22 protein-coding genes are annotated in these 21,832 nt (G+C 63.1%); 16 read left to right on the forward strand and 6 right to left on the reverse strand.

All coding sequences use genetic code 11. The annotated features are described in order from the left end of the window. The first annotated feature begins 19 nt into the window (after window positions 1-19). Window positions 20-1,243 carry a cytochrome P450 gene (locus JQ575_RS32670; RefSeq protein WP_212037285.1) on the forward strand — a complete coding sequence of 408 codons (1,224 nt, stop codon included), beginning with the start codon at window positions 20-22 and terminating at the stop codon, window positions 1,241-1,243. Between the two features lie 51 nt (window positions 1,244-1,294). Here JQ575_RS32670 and JQ575_RS32675 read toward each other — a convergent pair whose 3' ends face one another. Further along, window positions 1,295-2,263: a tripartite tricarboxylate transporter substrate binding protein gene (locus tag JQ575_RS32675; protein ID WP_212037286.1), complete on the reverse strand. Its 969-nt coding sequence runs from the start codon at window positions 2,261-2,263 to the stop codon at window positions 1,295-1,297. A gap of 78 nt (window positions 2,264-2,341) precedes the next feature. Then, window positions 2,342-3,382 (reverse strand): LacI family DNA-binding transcriptional regulator, encoded by a 1,041-nt coding sequence (locus JQ575_RS32680; protein WP_212037287.1) that lies wholly within the window; start codon window positions 3,380-3,382, stop codon window positions 2,342-2,344. Window positions 3,383-3,596: 214 nt separating this feature from the next. Between JQ575_RS32680 and JQ575_RS32685 the strand changes: the two genes are divergently transcribed. The 8 genes from JQ575_RS32685 to JQ575_RS32720 all read left to right on the forward strand — a co-directional run bounded on the left by JQ575_RS32685 (window position 3,597) and on the right by JQ575_RS32720 (window position 9,682). Next, complete coding sequence (locus tag JQ575_RS32685; RefSeq protein WP_212037288.1) at window positions 3,597-4,394, forward strand: SDR family NAD(P)-dependent oxidoreductase; 798 nt, start codon at window positions 3,597-3,599, stop codon at window positions 4,392-4,394. Between the two features lie 13 nt (window positions 4,395-4,407). Continuing rightward, window positions 4,408-6,045 (forward strand): NAD(P)/FAD-dependent oxidoreductase, encoded by a 1,638-nt coding sequence (locus tag JQ575_RS32690; RefSeq protein ID WP_212037289.1) that lies wholly within the window; start codon window positions 4,408-4,410, stop codon window positions 6,043-6,045. A 66-nt stretch (window positions 6,046-6,111) separates the two neighbouring features. Beyond that, on the forward strand, window positions 6,112-6,645 hold the full coding sequence (locus tag JQ575_RS32695) for a VOC family protein (RefSeq protein WP_212037290.1): 534 nt from the start codon (window positions 6,112-6,114) through the stop codon (window positions 6,643-6,645). 45 nt (window positions 6,646-6,690) lie between these two features. Then, entirely contained in the window at window positions 6,691-7,263 is a 573-nt protein-coding gene (locus JQ575_RS32700) for a carboxymuconolactone decarboxylase family protein (protein ID WP_212037291.1), read from the forward strand. 60 nt (window positions 7,264-7,323) lie between these two features. Then, window positions 7,324-7,749: a DOPA 4,5-dioxygenase family protein gene (locus JQ575_RS32705; RefSeq protein ID WP_212037292.1), complete on the forward strand. Its 426-nt coding sequence runs from the start codon at window positions 7,324-7,326 to the stop codon at window positions 7,747-7,749. A gap of 198 nt (window positions 7,750-7,947) precedes the next feature. Beyond that, window positions 7,948-8,937 carry a DUF2778 domain-containing protein gene (locus JQ575_RS32710; protein ID WP_212037293.1) on the forward strand — a complete coding sequence of 330 codons (990 nt, stop codon included), beginning with the start codon at window positions 7,948-7,950 and terminating at the stop codon, window positions 8,935-8,937. Further along, complete coding sequence (locus tag JQ575_RS32715) at window positions 8,934-9,197, forward strand: hypothetical protein (RefSeq protein WP_212037294.1); 264 nt, start codon at window positions 8,934-8,936, stop codon at window positions 9,195-9,197. The genes JQ575_RS32710 and JQ575_RS32715 overlap by 4 nt, the downstream gene beginning before the upstream one ends. Window positions 9,198-9,289: 92 nt before the next feature. Continuing rightward, complete coding sequence (locus JQ575_RS32720) at window positions 9,290-9,682, forward strand: VOC family protein (protein WP_212037295.1); 393 nt, start codon at window positions 9,290-9,292, stop codon at window positions 9,680-9,682. A 144-nt stretch (window positions 9,683-9,826) separates the two neighbouring features. On the opposite strand, the gene JQ575_RS32725 is transcribed toward JQ575_RS32720, so the two are convergent. After that, on the reverse strand, window positions 9,827-10,867 hold the full coding sequence (locus JQ575_RS32725; protein ID WP_212037296.1) for a uroporphyrinogen decarboxylase family protein: 1,041 nt from the start codon (window positions 10,865-10,867) through the stop codon (window positions 9,827-9,829). Between the two features lie 300 nt (window positions 10,868-11,167). Here JQ575_RS32725 and JQ575_RS32730 point away from each other — a divergent pair, with 300 nt between their 5' ends. Both JQ575_RS32730 and JQ575_RS32735 read left to right on the forward strand, forming a co-directional pair. Then, entirely contained in the window at window positions 11,168-12,769 is a 1,602-nt protein-coding gene (locus JQ575_RS32730) for an alpha-amylase family glycosyl hydrolase (protein WP_212037297.1), read from the forward strand. 24 nt (window positions 12,770-12,793) lie between these two features. Continuing rightward, window positions 12,794-13,801: a glycosyltransferase family 4 protein gene (locus JQ575_RS32735; protein ID WP_212037298.1), complete on the forward strand. Its 1,008-nt coding sequence runs from the start codon at window positions 12,794-12,796 to the stop codon at window positions 13,799-13,801. A 25-nt stretch (window positions 13,802-13,826) separates the two neighbouring features. On the opposite strand, the gene JQ575_RS32740 is transcribed toward JQ575_RS32735, so the two are convergent. Further along, on the reverse strand, window positions 13,827-14,069 hold the full coding sequence (locus JQ575_RS32740) for a hypothetical protein (protein WP_212037299.1): 243 nt from the start codon (window positions 14,067-14,069) through the stop codon (window positions 13,827-13,829). Between the two features lie 26 nt (window positions 14,070-14,095). Continuing rightward, on the reverse strand, window positions 14,096-14,338 hold the full coding sequence (locus JQ575_RS32745; RefSeq protein WP_212037300.1) for a hypothetical protein: 243 nt from the start codon (window positions 14,336-14,338) through the stop codon (window positions 14,096-14,098). Window positions 14,339-14,452: 114 nt separating this feature from the next. Between JQ575_RS32745 and JQ575_RS32750 the strand changes: the two genes are divergently transcribed. The 5 genes from JQ575_RS32750 to JQ575_RS32770 all read left to right on the forward strand — a co-directional run bounded on the left by JQ575_RS32750 (window position 14,453) and on the right by JQ575_RS32770 (window position 20,699). Further along, entirely contained in the window at window positions 14,453-16,510 is a 2,058-nt protein-coding gene (locus tag JQ575_RS32750) for a sensor domain-containing diguanylate cyclase (RefSeq protein ID WP_212037301.1), read from the forward strand. After that, complete coding sequence (locus JQ575_RS32755; RefSeq protein ID WP_212037302.1) at window positions 16,473-17,693, forward strand: bifunctional diguanylate cyclase/phosphodiesterase; 1,221 nt, start codon at window positions 16,473-16,475, stop codon at window positions 17,691-17,693. Before JQ575_RS32750 ends, JQ575_RS32755 begins: the two co-directional genes overlap by 38 nt. Before the next feature lie 41 nt (window positions 17,694-17,734). Then, on the forward strand, window positions 17,735-18,175 hold the full coding sequence (locus tag JQ575_RS32760) for a MarR family winged helix-turn-helix transcriptional regulator (protein WP_312016064.1): 441 nt from the start codon (window positions 17,735-17,737) through the stop codon (window positions 18,173-18,175). Further along, complete coding sequence (locus tag JQ575_RS32765; RefSeq protein WP_212037303.1) at window positions 18,172-18,948, forward strand: enoyl-CoA hydratase; 777 nt, start codon at window positions 18,172-18,174, stop codon at window positions 18,946-18,948. The genes JQ575_RS32760 and JQ575_RS32765 overlap by 4 nt, the downstream gene beginning before the upstream one ends. Window positions 18,949-19,085: 137 nt before the next feature. Next, window positions 19,086-20,699, forward strand: coding sequence for a GMC family oxidoreductase (locus JQ575_RS32770; RefSeq protein ID WP_212037304.1), 1,614 nt, complete (start codon window positions 19,086-19,088; stop codon window positions 20,697-20,699). On the opposite strand, the gene hemE is transcribed toward JQ575_RS32770, so the two are convergent. Continuing rightward, window positions 20,696-21,739 carry a uroporphyrinogen decarboxylase gene (gene hemE / locus JQ575_RS32775; protein WP_212037305.1) on the reverse strand — a complete coding sequence of 348 codons (1,044 nt, stop codon included), beginning with the start codon at window positions 21,737-21,739 and terminating at the stop codon, window positions 20,696-20,698. The genes JQ575_RS32770 and hemE overlap by 4 nt on opposite strands. Window positions 21,740-21,832 lie beyond the last annotated feature (93 nt).

The raw sequence follows: 21,832 nt of genomic DNA on the forward strand, positions 1-21,832 counted from the left end.
AGCAAAAGGAATTTGCGCGATGTCCGATTCCGTCAGCATGATGCCCGAACATCCTCCGGTCACCGATTGGGTCAACGATTTCGATCATACCGATCCGCGCTGGACCGAGAATCCGTTTCCGATCTGGGACGAGTTGCGCAATGAATGCCCTGTCGTGCACACCAAGCGTTTCCTCGGCTGCTATCTGCCGACCACCTATCAGGCGGTGAAGGAGATCGCCTACGACACCGAGCATTTCTCCTCGCGGCGCGTCATCGTGCGCGACGTGCGGCCTGAAGTGCAGCGCAACGCCGCGCCTCCGATCACGTCAGATCCGCCCGAGCACAAGCCGGCCAAGCAATTGCTGCTGCCGCCGTTCACGCCGGACGCGATGACGAAGTTGGAGCCGCGGGTCCGCGCGATCTGCAACGAGCTGATCGACGAATTCATCGAAGACGGCCAATGCGACGCCGCGGCGCGCTACACCAAGCATGTTCCGGTGCGCGCCATCGCGCACATGCTCGGCATTCCCGAGAAGGATGGCGATCTGTTCGTCAAATGGATCCACATGATCCTTGAGCTCAGCATCAAGAACGAGAGCATGCTGGTGCAGGCGGTGCAGGAGATGAGCGCGTATTTCGCCGGCCATATCGAGCATCGCAAGACGCATCCGACCGACGATCTGATCTCGACGCTGATGAAGGCCAAGGACAAGGACGGCAATCCGCTGGAAGATTCCCAGGTACTGGGTTCGCTGCGCCTGCTGCTGATTGCCGGCATCGATACCACTTGGAGCGCGATCGGCTCCTCGCTGTGGCATCTGGCGAATACGCCCGCGGACCGCGACCGGCTGATCGCGGAGCCGGAATTGATGCCGAGCGCGATCGAGGAGTTTCTGCGGGCCTACTCGCCGGTCACGATGGCGCGCGAAGTGATGAAGGAAACCACCATAAGCGGCTGCCCGGTCAAGCCGGGCAACATGGTGCTGCTGTCGTTCCCGGCGGCCAACCGCGACCCCGCGATGTTTCCCGACGCCGACAAGGTGGTGATCGACCGCAAGGAGAACCGCCATGCCGCGTTCGGCCTCGGCATTCACCGCTGCGTCGGCTCCAACCTCGCCCGCATGGAAATGACGGTCGCGATCGAGGAATGGCTGAAGCGAATTCCGGACTTCAGGCTCGATCCGGCCGGCAAGGTCACCTGGTCGGAAGGCACGGTGCGCGGCCCGCGCCAGCTTCCGGTGCTGTTCGGCAAGAAGAACTGAGCGTGGTGAGGGCGCGGCGCTCCGGCAATTTCGGCCGGATCGCCCGCTCCTTCACTTGATCTCGATCTTGGCTTCTCTGGCGACCACCTTCCAGGCTTCGATGTCGCGCAAATTGATGTCGCGCTGCCGGTCTCCGGGGATGAAGTCCGCGGTGACGCCGAGCGCGAGCAGCCGTTCGGTCATGTCCGCTTCGGCGATCGATTCCTGCAGTGCAGCTGAAAGCTTCTTCGCGGCGATGTCGGGAATGCCTGCGGGCGCGTACATGACCCAGGACAGGCTGCGCTCAAAATCGATCCCCTGGTCCTTGTAGGTTGCGACTTCAGGCAGGCTTGGCGAGCGATCCCCGCATGTGCCCAGCGCCTTTACCTTTCCATCCTTCACCAGCGGCGTCGCTGTGGCCATATCCAGCGTGCCGAGCGAGATGTGGCCGCCGATCAGATCGTTAGCAATCTTGGCCGCGCCGCTGAACGGCACGTGTTCGAGTTTGATGCCGGCCTTCTGCGACAGGATCTCCGCGCAGAAATGCCCGGTCGAGCCTACGCCCCAGGATCCGTACTGGATCTGATCGCCCTTTTTCGCCATAGCGATCAGGCCGCGCAGGTCGCTCGCCGGAAAATCCTTCGAGGCCACCACCAGGATCGCCGACGTTCCGATGCGGCCGATGACTGCAAAATCCTTGATCGGATCGTAGGGCAGGCTGGTATAGGACGCGGGCGCAAGCACATGCGTGGTCATGCCACCGATCATGATGGTGTAACCGTCCGCCGGCGAGGTCGCGACCATTTGCGTGCCGATGGTGCCGGCCGCTCCCGTGCGGTTTTCGACGAAAATGGTCTGCCCCAGGCGCTTGCCCATCTTGTCGGCCAGCAGCCGGCCGATCACGTCGCCGCCGCCACCGGCCGCGAACGGCAACAGCATTTTTATTTTTCTGGAGGGGTAGTCCGACGCGTCCTCGGCCCTTGCCGAACAGGTAGCCAATACGAGCGTCAGCAACGTCAGCATCGTTGTGCGGAACTTCATACGCAACTCCCTTGGGTTTCCGGTATTTTCTTTTTTGATGGTCGCTAGAGCAGGCAAATAGGCAGGCAGGTCCTCAAATCATTTGGCGCGCGGCTCGGCGCAGGAATGTCGAAGGATGAATCGGGTCGGCAGATAAATCGGCCTTGTGTCCTGGGCCTGATCGCCGTCGCGCACCCGCTCAAGCAGGGTTTTTGCGGCGATCCGGCCGATTTCGCTCAAGTCCCATGTCAGCGTGCTGATGGCCGGCGTCGCGTGCCGGGCCAGATCCGTATCGCCGATACACACCAGCGAGATGTCGCCCGGATAGCGAATGCCGTTGCTGGCGAGCGCGTCCATCACGCTGGCGAGCATATGCGTTCCCAGCGTGATGATGGCGGTGGGCGGCGCTGGCCCTTGCAGCAACTGGCAGACGTCGCTGAAGGCGATGCCCGAGCCGTGCACCTGCGGGCGGACGAGATCGAGATCGACATCAAGTCCGGCTTCGACATGCGCCTGCCGATATCCGGCTACCCGCTCGGTGCTCGGCAGCACCGCCGCGGGCCCGGTCAGCAGCGCGATACGGCGATGGCCGAGGCCGATGAGATAGCGCGTCACCTCAAAGCCGCCGCTGCGATGATCGGCGCGCACCGACGGCGCGCCCGGCACCTCGCGGTCGATCCCGACACAGGGCAGGTCGAGCGTAGCCAGCGCGCTTGTAAAATCCTTGTGGGTGTTGTCTCCGGCGAACAGCAGCAATCCATCCATCCGCCGCCGGCGCACCGCGGATATGAACGCGGTTTCGCGTTCCTCGGCGTGCCGGGTTGCGCCGAGCATCAGGACGTAGCCGGCGCGTTGCAATTCCTCTTCCGCGGCGTTCACCATCTCGCTGTAGAGCGGGTTGGAGATATCAGAGACCATGCAGCCGATCGTGTTGCTCGCGCGCGAGCGCAGTGCCTGCGCGGCGGAATCTGGCTCGAAGCCAAGGCGGTCCACGACGCGCATGATCCGGGCGTGCAGTTCAGGACTGATGTGCGGCTCGCGGTTCAATACCCGGCTGACGCTGCTGACCGACACGCCGGCTTGCGCGGCGACATCGCGGATGGTCGGCCGAAGGGATGAGGTCGGCTGGGTTCTGGCCATCGGTCCTGCTTGCCCGCTGTCTCGTCCCAAGTGCCCGGATTCGTTTGCGTTCGAGCCCGGTCGGCTCAAAATCAAACTGGTTCTGGAAACGTTATTTGAAGCACTTTACCTATTAATATTGACATCAGCGGAAACATCAAGCTCAATCGTGAAAACGTTTCCAAGAACGGCGCCCGACCGGACCGGGAGGATTTTGCGTGAACGGGCAGAGCGCATGAAACGGCGGGTCGAAGGCAAGGTCGCGCTGGTGACCGGCGCCGCCAACGGGATCGGGCGGGGCGCGGTCATCCTTCTGGCCCGCGAGGGCGCGAAGATCGTCGCGACCGATCTGCAGGACGAGAATGGTGAACGCTTGCTGGGCGAACTACGATCGGCCGGATGCGAGGCGGAATATTTCCATCACGACGTGACCAGCGAGGATGACTGGCAGTCGGTGATAACAAAGACCAAGGCGCGGTTCGGCCGGCTCGACGTGCTCGTCAACAACGCCGGAATCGGTCTCTCCAGTCCGGTCGTCGACATGTCGCTCGCCGACTGGCGCAGGCAGGTCGCCGTCAACCTCGATGGCGTCTTCCTCGGCGTCAAAACCGCGCTTCCGCTGATGCGCGCAGGCGGTGGCGGCAGCATCATCAATGTTTCCTCGATTGCGGGACTCAAGGCCTCGCCAAACGTATCCGGCTATTGCGCGACCAAGGGCGGCGTTCGCCTGTTCACAAAGTCCGTCGCGCTGGAATGCGCCGCCGCCAAGGACGGGGTGCGGGTCAACTCGCTTCACCCCGGCATCACCGAAACCGCGATCTGGGACACGCTGATCGGCACCGCCGAGGAGGGTTTGAATTCGGGGCCGCCGCGCGGCGCGACCCTGGACAAGCTGACCGAACGCGCGGTGCCGCTCGGTTTCAAGGCGATGCCGGAAGACATCGCGAGCGGCATTCTGTGGCTCGCTAGTGACGAGAGCCGCTACGTCACGGGCACCGAACTCGTGATCGACGGCGGCCGTTCGATCGGCTGACAGGAAACAGGCCATGGCAACTCAGGCGAACAAGCAAGACACGGGGAATCGCGCCGAACGCGCGGCGGTCGAAGGCGATTATGACGCGGTCGTGGTCGGCGCAGGTTTTGGTGGCCTCTATGCGCTGCACCGGCTGCGCGATAAGGGCCTCTCCGTCATCGGCTTCGAAGCCGCCCCCGAAGTCGGCGGCACCTGGTACTGGAACCGCTATCCCGGCGTGCGCTGCGACGTTCCGAGCCTTTATTATTCCTACACCTGGTCGGAGGAGTTGCGGCGGGAGTGGCGCTGGTCGGAGAAATACGCCGCACGAAGCGAGATACTGGACTACGCCAAATTCGTCGCCGATCGCTTCCAACTGCGCGACCTGCTGCGGTTTCAGACCCGCGTTGTTTCCGCCTCCTTCGATGAAGCGAGCGGGCGCTGGCTGGTGCGGACCGATCGCGGCGACCAGATCCGCGCCCGCTTCTGCATCATGGCGACAGGTGCATTGTCGGTGCCGAACAGCCCGAAGACGCCGGGGCTGGAGAGCTTTCGCGGTCCGATCTACCACACCGCCCGCTGGCCGGAACAGGAGGTCGACTTCTCCGGTCTGCGCGTCGGCGTCGTCGGCACGGGGTCATCGGGCGTGCAGGCGATTCCGCTGATCGCGGAAGCCGCCAAACACGTCGTGGTGTTCCAGCGCACACCGAATTTCTCTGTGCCGGCGCGCAACCGCGCGCTTGGGGACGAGGACTTCAAGCAGTTCGAAGCGGCCTTTCCGGCCTACTGCGAGAGCCTCGCAAGTCCGAATGCCGGCCGCGTAAATTCGTCAGCGTTCGAGGCGCCGATACCCTCGCGCGACGAACAATGGCGGCGCTACGAGGAGCTTTGGCAGGAAGGAGGCGGCGGGTTTTTGCTGTCGTTCCCGAACCTCCTGACCCATGAGGCCGTCAACGACGTCGCCTGCGATTTCGTGCGCGAGAAGATCCGCCAGATCGTCAAAAACCCCACAACCGCCGCGGCGCTGAGCCCTTCGGGATATCCATTGGGCGTCAAACGCATCTGCGTCGATACAAATTATTACGAGACCTTCAACCGCGACAATGTCGAACTGGTGAATCTCAAGGAAGAACCGCTCGAAGCGCTGACGGCGGACGGCGTCAAGACCTCGGCGCGCCAGTTCGATTTGGACGCGCTGGTGTTCGCGACCGGCTTCGACGCCATCACCGGCGCGCTGTTCGCGATGGATATTCGCGGACGAAATGAGCTTCGTCTGCAGGACGCGTGGGCCGAGGGACCGCGCGCCTATCTCGGCATCGCCGTGGCTGACTTTCCCAACCTGTTCATCATCACCGGACCCGGCAGTCCGTCGGTGATCGGCAACATGATCAACGCCTGCGAACAGCATGTCGACTGGCTGACCGACTGCATCGACCATATGCGCGCGCAGGATTTTCGGATCATTGAGCCCGATCCCGCAGCCGAGCGCGCCTGGATGGCGCATGTCGCCGAGATGGCCGAACGCACGTTGTTTCCGAAAGCGGACTCCTGGTACCTCGGCGCGAACATCGCCGGAAAACCGCGCGTTTTCATGCCCTATGTCGGGGAAGGTTACCGGCACCGCTGCGCGCAGATCGCCGCGCGCGGATATGAAGGTTTTCACCTGACCTGAGGCGCGGAAGCGGAAACAACGTCAGGCGCAACAGGTGGGCGAATGCCGCCGACAACGGAGGGTAACATGAGCCGCATTTTTGGCGCCGTCTGTCAGAACGGATATGTGGTGCGTGACATCCGCGCTGCGATGGATCACTGGATCAACGTGATGGGCGTCGGGCCCTGGTTCTACATCGACCGGGTCAAGACCGACTATTTCCGCCACCGCGGTGCCGAGTCCGGCGTGGAGATGAGTATCGCGCTCGCCAATTCCGGCGATCTTCAGATCGAACTGATCCAGCAACGGAATGACGCACCCTCCATGTACAGGGAGTTTCTCGATTCCGGGCGCGAAGGCATGCAGCACATGTCGTACTGGACGAGGGATTATCAGGCGCTCTACGACCGCGCGCTGTCGCTGGGCTACAAGGTCGGGCACGAAGGTCAGATCGGCGGCGAGCACGGCCGCTTCTGCTATTTCGATACGGAATCCCATCCCGGCACCATCGTCGAGATCTCCGACATCAGCGGTGGCAAGGGACGGTTCTTCGAGCATATCAAGCAGATCGCGGCCACCTGGGACGGCTCCGATCCGATCCGCGAAGTCAGGGCGCGCTGAGCCGCCGGTCAACGTCGAAAAAACAGCAAACACAAGGAAACGCACATGGCCAGATTACCCCTGATCGACCCCGAGAAGACCAGCGGCGACACCCGCACGGCGTTCGACAGGATGCCGGTGAAGCTGAACATCTTCCGGATGCTGGCGCATGCCGAGACCAATTTTATTCCCGCGATGCGCTTCGCCAATTCCATCCTGCACAAGCAGAAGCTCAGCCACGCCAATCGCGAATTGCTCATTCTGCAGGCCGCGCAGCGGGAAGGCGGCGCCTATGAATGGCGCCAGCATGTCCCGATCGCGCTCGGGGTCGGCGTCACGCAGCCGCAGATCGACTGCATCGAACAGGGCAATTACGCCGACGCCGCGTTCAATGCAGCCGAACAGGCGCTGCTGGCCTTTGGCCGGGAAGTGGTCGACAATGTGCGTGTGCCTGAGCCGGTGTTTGCCGGGATGCGCGCGCATTTCAGCGAGCAGGAGATCGTCGAATCGATCATGACGATCGGTTTCTACATGATGATGGCGCGCCTGACCGAGGCGACCGAGACCGACCTCGATCCTGCCGCCGGGATGACCGTTTACGAGAGCAGCAAGCGCGGGAAGGCCGCCTCTGCGGATTGACCGCGCCCTCGGCACCAGCGATCATCGCGACCGGTTTGAACGGTAGGCGGAGCGGTTGGGATGAGCGAGTTGCCGGAGAAGGATGGTCCGCGACCCCTGAGCGAGATCGCCAGCTACCACGCCCATATCTATTACGATCCGGCGGCGACGCGGGGCGAGGCCGAGCAGTTGCGCGGCTGGATCGGCGAGCGCTTTTCGGTGACGCTCGGCCGGTGGCACGACGTCAAGGTCGGCCCCCACGATCGGGCGATGTACCAGGTGGCCTTTGCCAAGGAGGTGTTCCCTGAACTGGTGCCCTGGCTGATGCTGAATCATGGCAGGCTGAGCGTTCTGGTCCACCCGAACACGACCAATCCGCGCCGCGACCATCTTGCCGATCCGATCTGGATCGGGCCCGCGCTATCGGTGCATGCGGACAAGCTGCCGGAAGATTCCGAGCTGGAACAGGCGCCTGCGCCGAATACCAGCCCGACGCTCCGGCCCTGAGCGTGCCTTCATTAATGTCACACCTGGAACCGGCGGCTGTTTACCAAGATTACCCGAGTCGCTGCGGTTTCGATTGGTGACCCTAGCCGTGGTCCGGTGTCTCGATTATGCCTTACTTTGAATTGCATTATATTTGGGCTTATTCGGTGAATCCCTTGCGGCATCAGGTCTGATTCCGAAGCGCCGAGCCGGGGACGGATGGATAACAGGACCACCAGCACGACCGGGCCTGATTCGAGCCGCGGTTTTCCATGGATCGGCAAGGCCGCCTTCGCCGCTGCCTTGCTCGTGGTGACGTCGGCGCTGGCCGCCTGGTCGATGAATGTTGATCTCGTTGCCTGGCTACGAAATCCACAAGCCGCCAAAAGCGCCGGCGCATTCTCGTTCGATGACAGGTTCGGATCGGGCTCGGCGCGCAACGCGCCGTCGATCAGGTATCCCTCGCGTCCCGTCTTCCGTCCGGCGCGAACGGATTTCGACGCCGAGTTTGGTCACATCGAAAGCCAGCTGGCCGAGCTGTCGCCGGATGCGCAGGCCGACCAGCCCGCCTCGCCGTCCGGGCCCGCGATTCCGCTGCCGAGGTCGCGGCCGGCCGAAGCCAGTCTGGCGCTCAGGGTTGATCCGTCGCCGCCTCCGCCGGCCCGGTCGGATGACCGGACCATGTTCCAGAAGCTGGCCGATATGGTGCCGATGCGCTTTACGCTCGCGTCGTTGACGCCGGGCGACGGCTTGTTCGTCAACAAGCCGGATCTCGGCGCGCTCGGATATGACAACTTTACCGCCGTCTACGACATCTCAGCGCGGACCGTTTATATGCCGAACGGCGCCAAGCTCGAGGCGCATTCAGGCCTCGGCGGCCTGATGGACAATCCAGCCTCGGTCGCCATGCGCATGGTCGGGGCGACGCCGCCGAACGTCTATGATCTGAAGCCGCGGGAGAAGCTGTTTCACGGTGTCGCGGCGCTTCGCATGACGCCGGTGGGTGATGCCGACACCCTCGGACGAACCGGATTGCTGGTGCACTCCTACCTGCTCGGGCCCAACGGCGATTCCAACGGCTGCGTCTCGATCAAGGAATACGACAAGTTCCTGCAGGCCTATCGAAACGGGCAGGTCAAGCGCCTCGTCGTGGTGCCGAGCCTGAGTGAGGGCTTGACCGCGTCGCGACGTTCGACGTCGCCATCATGATTGCGAATAACGTCTCCAATTCCGATACGCCGCTGCGGGCCACGTTCAAGATCAGTTTGAACGGCAAGACGGTATCGATCGGTACCGTCGGCCAGGCCTATCAGTTTATCACCAATCTGAGCTCGGTCGAATGGATCGAGTTCAAGTCGTTGCACGCCGATGCGGTCCGTACGCTGCGAGGCGCCGCTGACAATGCGATGCTGACGGTGCAGGCGACCGCCGCGTTGCGCGCGCTGTTCGTTCGCGCCAAGCTGCTTTGACGATGTAGCCCCATAAGAGCTATCATTTTCGTTGGCCATCTCGCGGCGTGGCCAGTCATTTCAGATCGATTTTTATCAAGGATGGCAGCTGCATGAGTCTGGGTGACATTCGCAATCTCGACTACACCATTCTGCTGTGTTCGAAGATGCAGGAGACCAGGCAGTTCTATCTCGACGTGATGGGCTTTCCGCTCGCTCACGACAGTGAGAACTGGGTCAGCTTTCAGGTCGGCTCCGCGCTGCTCACCTTGAGGCCGCGCGGTCCCTGGGCTGCGTGGCACGATGGTCCGTTTGCTCCCGGCTCGGCTGCGGTCCAGCTCGCCTTCCGGGTTGCGCCGCATCTGATCGATCCCTGTTATGCGACGTTGCAATCCAAGGGGGTGACGATCCTGAGCCCGCCCCGGGACATACCGAGCTGGCACCATCGTGCGCTGTTCTTCCGCGACCCCGAGGACAACGTCATCGAACTCTACGCCGAGGTATAGGTCCTTGCAGGTCTCTCGTCATCCTGAGGTGCGCGCCCTTGCGCGCCTCGAAGGATGAATGTGCCCGTGGCCCATCCTTCGAGGCTCGCTACGCTCGCACCTCAGGATGACGGGAGCGTTCAATCAACCGAAACACGCCACACCTTAGCTGATCTCTTTGCGCACGATCGCAGCTGCCTCGCACATCGCCTTCAGCTTTCCGAATGCGACGTGGCGCGGCATGTATTTCATGCCGCAATCGGGCGCCACCACCAGGCGTTCGGCCGCGACATGCTTGAGGCCGTTGCGGATGCGATCGGCGACGATGGCGGCCGTCTCGATCTCGGGATTACCGAGATCAAGCACGCCCAGCATGATCTTCTTCGATGAGAGATCCTTGAGCACACCGAGATCGAGCTTCGGCTGCGCGGCCTCGATCGAAATCTGTTCGGCGCTGGTGTCGGCGAGTTCGGCGAGGAACGAATAACCCGCCGGCTTGGTCGAACCCGGCACGACCGCGGCATAGCCGAAGCACAGATGCACGACCGTCGGCACAGTGATGCCGGCCAATGCGCGGTTGATGGCCTTGACGGCATAGCGCCTTGCGAGGTCCGGATTGTTGCGGACCCAGGGCTCGTCGAGCTGGATCACGTCGGCGCCGGCCTTTTGCAGGTCCAGTGCTTCGGCGTTGACGGCTTCCGCAAACGCCATCGCGAGTTCTTCGTCGTCCTTGTAGAACTCGTTCCTGGCCTGCTGGCTCATCGTAAACGGGCCGGGCAGCGTGATCTTGGCCGCGCGGTCGGTGTTCTTGCGCAGGAATTCCATGTCGTGGAGCTCGACCGGGCCGTTGCGCTTCACCGGGCCGACCACGCGCGGCACGGGCGTCGCATGTCCGCTGCGCGAGGTGATCATCGCCGGTTTCTCGTCATCTATGCCTTCAAGCGCGGTCGCAAACCGGTTGGAATAGCTTTCGCGGCGGATTTCGCCGTCGGTGACCACGTCGATGCCGGCGCGCTCCATGTCTCTGACGGCGACGATGGTGGCGTCGTCCTGCGCTTCCTGCAGATGCTGCGGCGGCAGCCGCCACATCGCATGCATGCGCGTACGCGGAACCACCTTCGACAGCATCGCGCGGTCCACCAGCCATTCCGGTTGCGGATAGCTTCCGACCACCGTGGTCGGCAGCAAATGCCTCGGCAGGTTCATCACGATCTCCTTGCTCTTGTTGTTGTCGCGTCGGTCCTCTTGCAGGCGGTGGCGATCATGGCTTTTCACCTCATCGATGGCATCATAATTGCCCAATCGGATGCCTGGATAGGGCCTAGTGTCGCTTCGCGCCGCGAGAACGGGAGAAAACCGTCGACTTCCGATCGCAACAGGAACAGAGTCGTTTTGCCGCTGCTCGTCGCAATCCGTCGGGTTGACGCGGTGGATAGGTGGACGAGTTTGACGACCTCACGTGATCAGTAAACGGCAACCGGCGCGCCTGCCAAACGCGGTGTCGGCATGACCGCGCCCTGGTGGCAGAATGGCGTGATCTATCAAATCTACCCGCGTTCCTTTCAGGACACCAATGGTGACGGCATAGGCGACCTCAGAGGGATCGAGCGGCGGCTCGATGATCTTGTCAGCCTTGGCGTCGATGCGATCTGGATCTCCCCGATCTATCCGTCGCCGATGGTTGATTTTGGCTATGACGTTGCCGACTATTGCGCCATCGATCCACGCTTCGGGACGCTGGCAGACTTCGATGACGTGCTGATGCAAGCCCATCGGCGGGGGCTCAAGGTTCTGCTCGATTTCGTGCCCAACCACACGTCCGACCAGCATCCATGGTTCGTCGAGAGCCGCGCTTCGCGGCAAAATCAGAAAAGAGATTGGTACATCTGGCACGATGCTGCGGCTGACGGCGGACCGCCCAATAACTGGATCAGCGATTTCGGCGACTCGGCCTGGGAATGGGACGAAACCACCGGACAATATTACTACCACGCCTTCCTGAAGGAGCAGCCGGATCTCAACTGGCGTCATCCAGCCGTGCGGGCAGCGATGTATGACGTGATGCGTTTCTGGTTCGATCGCGGCGTCGACGGCTTCCGCATCGACGTGCTCTGGCACATGGTGAAGGCCGCAGACTTCCCGAACAATCCGCCCAACCCGGCCTATCGGCCCGAAATGGGTGAAATGCACCGCCTGCTTCAACTCCATTCCACAGACCAGCCCGAGGTGCACCGGATCGCCGCCGAAATGCGCGACATCGCCGACGGCTATGGCGCCAGGGGACAAGGCGAACGGGTTCTGATCGGTGAGATCTACCTGCCGGTCGATCGTCTGATGCACTATTACGGCGGTGAGCGCCCGGAGGTGCACTTGCCCTTCAATTTCCAGCTCATCGATACGCCGTGGCAGGCGCGCGCCCTGGCGGCTGTCATCACCAGCTATGAGGCAGCGCTACCTTTGGGTGGCTGGCCAAACTGGGTGCTCGGCAACCATGACCGGCCGCGCGTTGCGGCCAAGCGTGGGCAGGCCCAGGCCCGCGTCGCTGCGGTGCTGTTGTTGACGCTCCGTGGCACGCCCACGCTCTACTATGGCGACGAACTTGGTTTGAGCGATGTCATGATCGAAGCGTCGCAAGTACGGGATCCGCGCGAGTTGCGTGAGCCCGGTCTGGCGTTGGGCCGGGATCCCGTGCGCACGCCGATGCCATGGGATGACAGCGAAAATGCCGGTTTCACCACAGCGCATCCGTGGCTGCCGCTCAATGCCGACTGGCCGACGCGCAACGTGGCGCGAATGTCGGAGGAACCTCAATCCATCCTGACGCTTTATCGTCGGTTGCTTGCGCTCAGACGCAATCGCCGCGCTTTGTCGATCGGCAACTTCGTTCTGTTGAATGTGGACGACGAAATGCTGGTTTACGAACGCCGGCACGGTTCGGAGCGGCTGATTGTGGCGCTCAACCTCGGCGCACAATCGCATCGACTGCCGTTGCCGGATTGGGGGCGCGGGAGCCGGGTGCTGCTGTCCACGGTCGCGGATGCGGCGCTGGTCGAAGACGGTGCCCTCCTGCTAGGGTCGAATGAAGCTGTCGTGCTCGAGGCCGGATAGCCCGCAGCAGAGAAGGATGATCACGTGCGCATTGCCATGCTGGCGCCGATCTCCTGGCGGACACCGCCGCGCCATTACGGCCCCTGGGAGCAGGTGACTAGTCTCTTGACCGAGGCCTTGGTCGCGCGCGGTGTCGACATCACCCTGTTCGCCACCAAGGACAGCCGGACGGCGGGCAAGCTCGATGCCGTCTGCCCTGCGCCCTATTCCGAGGATACCGCGATCGACGCGAAGGTGTGGGAGATGCTCCATGTCGCCCATGTCTTTGAGCAGGCTGGTCAGTTCGACTTGATTCACAACCAGGCCGATTTCGTCCCGCTCGCCTTCTCGCGGCTGGTCGGAACCCCTGTCGTAACGACGATCCACGGTTTCTCTTCCGCGCGCATCCTGCCCGCCTACAAGGAATACGAAGAACGCGTCCACTATGTTGCCATCAGCGACGCCGATCGCCATCCGGACCTGCGCTATGCCGCAACAATCCACCATGGCATCCCGCTGGAGGATTTCCCGTTCGACCCGCACGGCAGCGAAGATCTGCTCTTCTTCGGTCGCATTCACCCGGACAAGGGGGCGGCTGAAGCGATCGCTGCGGCAGATCGATCCGGCCGGAAATTGATCATGGCCGGCATCGTCCAGGACCAGAATTACTACGACGAGCACGTAGCGACCGCACTCGACGACGAATCCGTAGTCTATCTTGGCCCGGTTGGCGGAACGGTACGCGCGAAGACTCTGGGCTCCGCGCGGGCGCTGCTTCACCTCATCAATTTCGACGAGCCGTTCGGTCTGTCGGTGGTGGAAGCGCTCGCCTGCGGAACGCCGGTCATCGCCCGCAACCGCGGATCGATGCCCGAGCTCATAGACGATGGCGTGACCGGATTTCTGGTCGACAGCCTCGATGCGGCGGTCGATGCGATAGCTCGCATCGACGAGATCGATCGCGCTGCTTGCCGTGCCGCGGTATCGGCGCGTTTCACGGTAGACCGCATGGCAGATAGATATCTGGACCTGTACCGGTCAATCCTCGGCTGAGAACCGGGGCCTGCAGCCCTGGCGGTCACTCCGCCTCCAGATTGTAGTCATGGCGCAAAGCCTTCTGGATATCGAGCGCGGCGCGTGCCGCCGCGTTGGCATCGGCGTCGCCCGCGGACACCACGCACATCGACCAATTGTTCTCAGCCCGCTCATCCGTGGCGCGATTGATGGCGATCCCGCGAACGCTGGAGCAGCCGGGTTCATTGCGGAGCTTTGCCAACGCATGTGCCTGCAAGTCTTGCATCGAAAGCAGGATCTTCGCCATGCAGATCTTTACCTGTGCGGGGGGCCTTACTTCGCGGATTTCGCGATCTTGTGTTCGAGGTGGCCGGTCTCGTAATCCCGGCGAAGCTGGCTCAGCGAGGTCTCGTTGAGCTGAAGCAAAACGTCGCTCAGCTTCTCGGTTGCCGGATAACCGGCGGCGAATCCTTGTCCGTAAATCTTGCGAAACGTGCCAACCAGCGTGGCGCCGTGCTTGTGGCTGATTTCGCCATCGTGGTTGCGGTGGCGATTGTCGAGACCTGTCTTGCTCATGTCGCGCTCCCTTTGCCCTTGGCGGGCAGCATCCTCCCGCTGGGACCAAAGGGCAACCAATGAGTTGGGCCGCTGTCTTGAGCCTCGGTGTCGCCGGCTGACGGCATGCCATCCGTGGCCGCCAATGCCCAAAGGCGAAGCAGCAGTCCGGGGAACTACCTACGAAGATCGAGAAATCTTAGCCGCCCGTTATTCTTAAGCCCGATTCATTCCTTGTTTACCGCTTTTCATAACCCTGGTTTGGCGGCGAAACGTCAACTTGCTCCGCGACATAGGGGATCGATGATGTTGCGTACCAATTTGGCGCGCATGTTCGGAGCGCTCAGCGCGACCAATGAAGCCATCCTGCGGGCTAAATCGGAGGATGAGCTTTTTCAAAGGGTTTGCGACGCTGCGGTGTTTGGCGGCAAGTTCCTCGGCACGGGCATGCTGCTCGCCGACGGCAGCGGGCGGTTGCGTTGTGTTGCCGGCGCCGGCCTTGGCGTCGATACGCTGAAGAACGCGGACAATGCCAGTTCGGTCCACGCGGATTCGGACGATGGCACGGGCCTGGCTCCGTCCGCATTTCGTACCGGACGCTCGTTCGTCTCCAACGATTACACCAACGACGAACGGACCAAGCGCTGGCATGTCCAGGCGCGTCAGATCGGAGCCCGGTCGGCCGCTGCCGTGCCGATCAAGCGACACGAAAAACCGATCGGCGTATTGCTGTTTTATCTGGAACAACCCGATGCTTTGAACGAAGAAACGGTCGGCCTGCTCGAGCGCATGGCGGAAAACGCCTCCTTTGCACTGGACAATTTTGACCGCGACAAGGCCACGGCGCGCATCACCCGGATGTTCGCCGCGCTCACCGCGACCAACGAAGCGATCATGCGGGCGCGTTCGGAAGACGAGATGTTCACGCGCGTCTGTGAGGCCACGGTCGAGCAGGGAAAACTGCTGGGCGCCGCCATCTTCCTGCCCGAGCCTGACACCACCTGGTTCAGGCTGGCCGCGCAGGCGAGCGTCTATCCCGAGATCACCGCGAGCCTGCGTTTCTCGTGCGATCCCGCGATCCCACAAGGACAGGGCATGGGCGGGACGGCATTCCGGACAGGCAAGCCTTGTCTCAGCAACGACGTGCCCAACGATCCGCGCTCGCGCCCGTGGTTGCCGCTGGTGGAGAAAGCCGGGCTGGCGGCATGTGCGGTGTTCCCGCTGTCCGCCGGCGCCAGGACCGTAGGGGTCATGTACTTCTTCTTTGGCGGCGGCGACCGGCTCGATGACGAGATGACCGCCCTGATGGGGCGGATCGTCGAAAACGTCTCGTTCGGGCTGGATGGGCTGACGCAGGAAGCCGAGCCAAGCGCTGCCGAACGGCAGAAGGAGCGGATTGCGCGCCTGCTCGCCGCCCTGGGCGCCACCAACGAAGCGATCATGCGGGCAACCACGCGCGAGGAGTTGTTCCGGCGGGTATGCGAAGCGGCGGTGCTGGGCGGTGATTTCACCTCCACGGTCATTGCGCTGGCGCGCCCCGACGACGAGTTTCTGAAGGTGGTCGCGGCGGCGGGGCCCGGACGGGATCGCGTGATCGATCTCCGCTTGTCCGCGCATGCGCATCACCCGGAAGGACTGGGCGTTACCGGCATCGCGATGCGTACGCGCAAGGCGTGCATCAGCAATGACTATCTCGCCGACTTTCCGGTGAACAGCCACTTCTACAATCGCGCCAGGGACCGTGCGACCATGTCGGGCGCGGCATTGCCGCTGATGCGCGGCGGAGAGGCGCTTGGCGCGCTGTTGTTCCTGTCGAGGGAACGCAACGCATTCACGCCTGAATTGACCGAGCTGCTGCAGCGCCTTGCCGACAATGTCGCGTTCGCATTGGAGAATTTTGAGCGCGCCGACGCGAAAACGATCGCGGATCAGCGCATCGAATATCTCGCCTCCCACGACAGCCTCACGGATCTGCCGAACCGCGAATCGTTCAACCAGCTGCTGCACTTTGCAATCGAGTCGGCGCGGCGCCAGGATCGGCAATTGGCCGTGCTGTTCATCGATCTCGACCGTTTCAAGGTCATCAACGATTCGCTCGGCCATGACGCCGGCGACCGGCTGTTGGCCGAGATCGGCGCCCGGCTGCGGCGCAGCGTTGCGCGCTTGCGACGTCGTCGCCCGGCTTGGCGGTGACGAGTTCGTCCTCATTCTGGAGGATGTTTCCGGGCGGGAGGACGTCGAAGGCGTCGCGCGCGACCTGCTGAGAATTTTGAGTGAGCCGATCCAGCTCAGCGGTCACGAATGTAACGTCACCGCCTCGCTTGGCGTGGCGATCTATCCGGCTGATGGCACCGACATTCAGACCCTGACCGCGAATGCCGACACAGCGATGTATCTCGTCAAGGGCGATGGCAAGGACGGATTCAGGTTTTTCACTCGCGACACCAGGACCCAGCCCATCGAGCGGCTCACGATGGAAACCAACCTCCGGCATGCGCTGGAGCGCAACGAGCTGCTGCTGCATTATCAGCCCAAGATCGATCTGAACACCGGCGAGATCACCGGCGTCGAGGCGCTGCTCCGCTGGCGGGCTCCGGACGGAGCCATGCTGCCGCCGTGCCAGTTCATTCCGCTTGCCGAAGAAACCGGCCTGATCGTTCCGATCGGCCTTTGGGTGCTCAGGGAAGCCTGCGCGCAGAACATGATTTGGCAGCGCCAGGGGATGCGGCCGGTCTCGATGGCGGTCAACCTTTCCCCGCGCCAGTTCGTCGACGAGCGCCTTTTGCATGACATCGATGCGGCGCTGGCGATCAGCGGCATGCCGCCGAACCTGCTCCAGCTCGAAGTCACCGAAAGCATGGTGATGCAGAACGTCGCGCGCGCCGTGCGTGTGCTGGACGGCATCGAGGGGCGGGGCATTCATATCGCCATCGACGATTTCGGCACCGGTCACTCCTCGATGTCGCTGATGAAGCAATTCCCGATCGACACCATCAAGATCGATCGATCCTTCGTTCGCGACCTCGCGGAGGACATGGAGGACCAGGCGATCGCGCAGGCCATCATCAGCATGGGCAAGGCGCTCGGCATGACGGTCGTGGCCGAGGGCGTGGAGACCATCGAGCAGCAGGCGTTTTTGCGCCGGCACGGCTGCGACGAGATGCAGGGCTACCTGTTCAGCAAGCCGCTGCCGCCGGGCGGCATTGCGGATCTGCTGCGGCCGCCTCATGCGGCGTCGCCCCGCTGCAGCCGGGCGCCGAGGGTGAACCCAAAGCAGCAGAGCTTGCGATCGACCAGTGAAGGCCGCGGAACCTCGCTCGGTGCCGAGGGAGGCGACGTCACATTCAGTAGTGACAAGCCCCCAGCCTTCGGGTAGATATTTCGCATGCGAACTAAATTCCAAAAGCGCGTCCGCCAGTGACCTCCCGCCCGGACCGCCGGCTGGTCTTTCTGCTCAACGTCGCCCAGCGCCGGCTGCAGCGATGGGTCGCGGCGAAGACCGAGAGGAACGGGGTGACGGCCGCGCAGTCCGGCCTGCTCTTTATCCTCGGTCAACACGACGGGGCGCTGATGGGCGAGGCGGGTGCGGCGCTGGTCCTCGGTCCGCCCGGCATCAGCGGCCTGGTGGACCGGATGACGGCGGCTCGCCTGATCGAGCGGCGCGCCGATCCGGATGACGGCCGCGCGTGGCGGCTTTGGCTGACGCCGGTCGGCCGCGTGGCACTGGCGCAGTCGAAGGCCGGGCTTGCCGAAATCAATGCACGCCTCGCCGAGGGATTCACCGACGCCGAAATCGAAATCGTCGCGCGCTGGCTCACCAGTTTTCAAACCAGGTTTCCAAGAGGAGAAGTGCAATGACCGAACACATCAAAATCGAAAACGACGGCGGCATCCTGACCCTGACGATGGCGCGGCCCGACAAGAAGAACGCGCTGACCAACGCAATGTACGGCGCGCTGGCGGACGCAATCGAGGGCGCCGAAACCGATCCCGCCGTCCGCGTGGTCCTGATCCGGGGCGAAGGCGACATGTTCACTGCCGGCAACGACGTCGGCGAGTTCGCGGCGATTGCCACCGGCCAGATGCAGGGCGAGCGGCACGTCAGCCGCTTCCTGAAATCGCTCGCACAATCCAGCCGTCCGCTGGTTGCCGCGGTCCACGGACGCGCCGTCGGCGTCGGCACCACGATGTTGCTGCATTGCGATCTCGTGGTGCTGGCCGACAACGCGCTGCTTTCAACACCGTTCGTCAATCTGGCACTGGTGCCGGAAGCCGCATCCAGCTTGCTGATGCCGCTTCGGATCGGTTATGCGCGCGCCTTTGAGATGTTTGCGCTCGGCGAATCCGTGAATGCTGCCTCCGCGCTGGCGTGGGGCATTGCCAACCGTGTCGTGCCGCTCGACCGGCTCGATGCCGAGGCAAAGGCGCTTGCGGGACGTCTCGCCAGGCAACCGGCCGGTGCCGTCAGCACGACCAAGCGGCTGATGCGCAATCCCGAGATGTTGATGGCGCAAATACTGGCAGAGAGTGAACGGTTCGCGGAACGGTTGAAGACGATGGAGGCGCGCGAAGCCTTCACGGCATTCGCCGAGCGCCGCCCGCCGGATTTCTCAAAGCTTGCGGCAACTTGACCCTATCGGACGCCCCCGCTACCTCTTTTCCCTAGCCGGCGGCCCGTGTGGCGATGCATCCGAGTGGTGCATCGCCCGCAACCATCCCACTTCATCATTGTGATGGGAGGCGTGCCGGCAACGCGCGGGGGAAACCAATGAACAATAATAATGACGCTGCCGAATTCGATTACGTCATCGTCGGCGCCGGCTCGGCCGGCTGCGTGCTCGCCAACCGGCTGAGCGCGGACGGCAAGCATTCGGTGTTGCTGCTGGAGGCCGGACCAAAGGACAGCAATCTCTGGATCCACGTGCCGATCGGCTACGGCAAGCTGTTCAAGGAAAAGTCCGTCAACTGGATGTACCAGACCGAGCCCGAGCCGGGCTTGAACGGCCGGCAGGTGTTTCAGCCGCGTGGCAAAGTGCTGGGCGGCTCGAGCTCGATCAACGGTCTGCTCTATGTGCGCGGCCAGCACGAGGATTATGATCGCTGGCGCCAGCGCGGCAATGCCGGCTGGGGTTATGACGACGTGCTGCCCTATTTCAAAAAGGCCGAGAACCAGCAGCGCGGCGGCGACAAGTATCACGGCACAGGCGGCCCGCTGCCGGTATCGGATTGGCGCCATGCCGATCCGCTCTCGGAAGCTTTTGTCGTTGCGGCGGCTGAGGTCGGCATTCCCACCAATCCGGATTTCAACGGCGCGACCCAGGAAGGCGCCGGATTTTTCCAGACCACGACGCAGCGCGGCCGCCGCGCCAGTTCGGCGTTCTCCTATCTTCGCCCCGCCAGGAACCGCAGCAATCTGCACATCGAAACCTCGGCATTGGCGCAGCGCATTTTGTTCGAAGGCCGCCGCGCCAAAGCGGTCGAGTACAAGCAGGAAGGCCGCGTTCGCATTGCGCGGGCGCGCAGGGAAGTCCTGGTCTCCAGCGGCGCATATAATTCGCCGCAATTGCTGCAGCTCTCCGGCGTCGGGCCCGCCGACCTCCTGAAGAGTCACGGCATCGAGGTGGTCCTCGACGCGCAAGGCGTCGGCAACGACCTGCAGGATCATTTGCAGGTCCGGCTGGTGACGCGTTGCGCCCAATCCATCACGCTGAACGACATCGTCAACAATCCGGTTCGGCGGGTGATGGCCGGCCTGCAATATGCGGCGTTCCGCAAGGGCGCGCTGACGATCGCGGCCGGCACCTCGGGCGCGTTCTTCAAGACCAGTCCGCGGCTGGCCTCGCCCGATATCCAGATTCACTTCCTGCCGTTCTCGACCGACAAGATGGGCGAGAAGCTGCATGCGCAATCGGGCTTCACGGCCTCGGTCTGCCAGCTGCGCCCCGAAAGCCGCGGCTCGCTGCGCATCAAGAGCGCCGACCCCAGCGTGGCGCCGGAAATCCGTATCAATTATCTCGCGACCGAAACCGACCGCCGCGCCTTCATCGATGGCATCAGGATATTGCGCAAGATTCTCGCGGCGCCCGCGCTAAAGCCGTTTGCGGTCGGCGAGGTCGATCCCGGCCCGAAGGTCGCGAGCGACGACGAGTTGCTGGATTTCTGCCGCCGCACCGGCAGCACGGTCTATCATCCGACCTCGACCTGCCGGATGGGCAACGATCCGCTGGCGGTGGTCGATCAGCGTCTGAAAGTGCGCGGCATCGAGGGCCTGCGCGTGGTCGATGCTTCCATCATGCCGGATCTGATGTCGGGCAATACCAACGCGCCCACCATCATGATCGCCGAAAAGGCCTCCGACATGATTTTGGAGGATGCGCGCTAACCCCTGTACGCCCGCACCCGCTTGATCATCTGCTCGACATGCGCGATCGGGGTTTCCGGCTGGATGCCGTGGCCGAGATTGAAGATCAGCCGGCCGCTGGCGTAATTCGCCAGCACGTCGTCGACCGCACGATCGAGCGCCGCACCGCCGGCGATCAGCGCCAGCGGATCGAGATTGCCCTGCACGGCGACGCGGTTCTGCACGCGCTCGCGGATCAATGACGGCTCGGCCGCCCAGTCGATGCTGACGGCATTGACGGCGGTCGCCTCGACGTAAGCCGGCAGCATTGCACCTGCGCCGCGCGGAAAGCCGATGATCCTGGCGTCGGGCACTTGCGCCCGCACGCCCGCGACGATGCGTTTGGCCGGCTCGATCGACCAGCGCCGGAATTCGCGCGGCGGCAGCACGCCGGCCCAGGTGTCGAAGATCTGCAGCACGTCGGCGCCGGCCTTGAGCTGGCCGAGCAGATACTGGATCGAATTCTCGACCAGCACGTCGATGATCTTCGAAAACGCCTCGGGATGGCGATAGGCCATCATCCGGGCCGGCGCCTGGTCCGGCGTGCCCTGGCCCGCGACCATGTAGGTCGCCACCGTCCACGGCGCGCCGCAGAAGCCGATCAGCGCGATGTTGGGATCGAGCTCGCGGCGAACGCGGCGCAGCGCTTCATACACCGGTTCGAGTTTGCCGAAGTCGGCCTGCGTGGCTAGGCCCGTCACCTGCTCCGGCGTATCCATGGGGTCGAGCCGCGGGCCTTCGCCGGCCTCGAAGCGTACGGAACGGCCGAGCGCGTAGGGGATGACGAGAATGTCGGAAAAGATGATCGCGGCATCGAAGTTGAAACGGCGGATCGGCTGCAGCGTCACCTCGGCGGCGTATTCCGGCGTGAAGCACAGATCGAGAAAGCCGCCCGCCTTGGCGCGCAGTTCGCGATACTCGGGCAGATAACGCCCGGCCTGCCGCATCATCCAGACCGGCGGCACCGGCTGACGGTGGCCGGACAACACGTCGAGAAACGGCTTCTGGGATATCTGGGTCAACAAAAGGTTCCTGCGTGAAAGGCTGATATTTGATGCCTCTGATAACAGCAGGTTCCAGCTTGGCCAAGGCGAGATATGGAACAGGCGCAGATC

The sequence above is a fragment of the Bradyrhizobium sp. JYMT SZCCT0428 genome (assembly GCF_018131075.1).
Taxonomy (GTDB): Bacteria; Pseudomonadota; Alphaproteobacteria; order Rhizobiales; family Xanthobacteraceae; genus Bradyrhizobium.